Genomic DNA, 1158 nt, shown 5'->3' with positions numbered 1-1158 from the left:
CCGTGGAGCAGGCCGCGGCCTACGACGCGGCCGGCGCCGACGAGCTGATGTTCCTGGACATCACCGCCTCCAGCGAGAACCGCGGCTTGCTGCTGGACGTGATCTCCCGCACCGCCGAGGTCTGCTTCATGCCGGTCTCGGTCGGCGGCGGCGTGCGCCAGGTCGCCGACATGCGCCGCCTGCTGCTGGCCGGCGCCGACAAGGTCTCGACCAACACCGCCGCCGTCGAGAATCCCGACCTGATCGCCGCCGGGGCCGACGCCTTCGGCGCCCAGTGCGTGGTGGTGGCCATCGACGCCAAAGCGCGCGAGGACGGCTCGGGCGGCTGGAACGTCTGGACCTACGGCGGCCGCAAGGACACCGGCATCGACGTGGTCGACTGGGCCGCCAAGGTGGTCGAGCGCGGCGCGGGCGAGATCCTGCTGACCTCGATGGACCGCGACGGGGCCAAGATCGGCTACGATATTCCGCTGCTCAAGGCCGTGACCGGCGCCGTCACCGTGCCGGTGATCGCCTCGGGCGGCGCGGGCACGACCGACCACCTGGTCGAAGCCGCCCGCGACGGCCACGCCGCCGCCGTGCTGGCCGCCTCGATCTTCCACTTCGGCGAGATCAGCATCGGCGAGGCCAAGCGGGCCATGGCGCGGGCCGGCATCCCGGTGCGCCTGGACGACCTCAAGGGGGCCGCATGAGCAAGCTGTTCGAGGTTCTGGAGCGCCTGGCCGCGACGATCGAGACCCGCAAGGGCGGCGATCCGACCGCGTCCTACACCGCCAAGCTGCTGAACGACCCGGCCCTGGCCGCCAAGAAGCTGGGCGAGGAAGCCGTCGAGACGGTGATCGCCGCCGTGTCCCCCAATTCTCAAGGGGGCGGGCCGGACGCGCTGGCCAGCGAGAGCGCCGACCTGCTGTATCATTGGCTGGTGTTGCTGGCGGCGTCCGGTGTGTCGCTCGATGCCGTGGCCGAGAAGCTGGCGGCGCGTGAGGGGACTTCGGGGATCGCCGAGAAGGCTTCGCGAGGCTAGCAGCTCACCGACTTGCCCCACCTGGCGGCTTCGCCGCCTGTCCGCCCCAATAGGGGGCGGAGGACGCCGCACGTACCGCTCCTCTTCCCCCTATGAGGGAAGACGGCCGCGCAGCGGCCCGTAGGGGGCAAGTG

General features: G+C 71.6%; 2 protein-coding genes. Both read left to right on the top strand.

The features are described 5' to 3' along the window. A partial coding sequence (hisF, locus tag AC1DZ6_RS25550) for an imidazole glycerol phosphate synthase subunit HisF (protein WP_477099884.1) occupies positions 1-692 on the top strand: 692 nt, incomplete at its 5' end. Then, positions 689-1024 (top strand): phosphoribosyl-ATP diphosphatase, encoded by a 336-nt coding sequence (locus AC1DZ6_RS25545; protein ID WP_477099883.1) that lies wholly within the window; start codon positions 689-691, stop codon positions 1022-1024. The genes hisF and AC1DZ6_RS25545, both read left to right, overlap by 4 nt. Positions 1025-1158 lie beyond the last annotated feature (134 nt).

The sequence above is a fragment of the Caulobacter sp. P1_B12_2 genome, assembly GCF_056406675.1.
This window is presented reverse-complemented; position numbering and strand designations above follow the sequence as displayed.

What these genes read in the sequence shown, in the direction of transcription:
- AC1DZ6_RS25545 (WP_477099883.1), top strand. Translation starts at nt 689, where the DNA reads ATGAGCAAGCTGTTCGAGGTTCTGGAGCGCCTGGCCGCGACGATCGAG.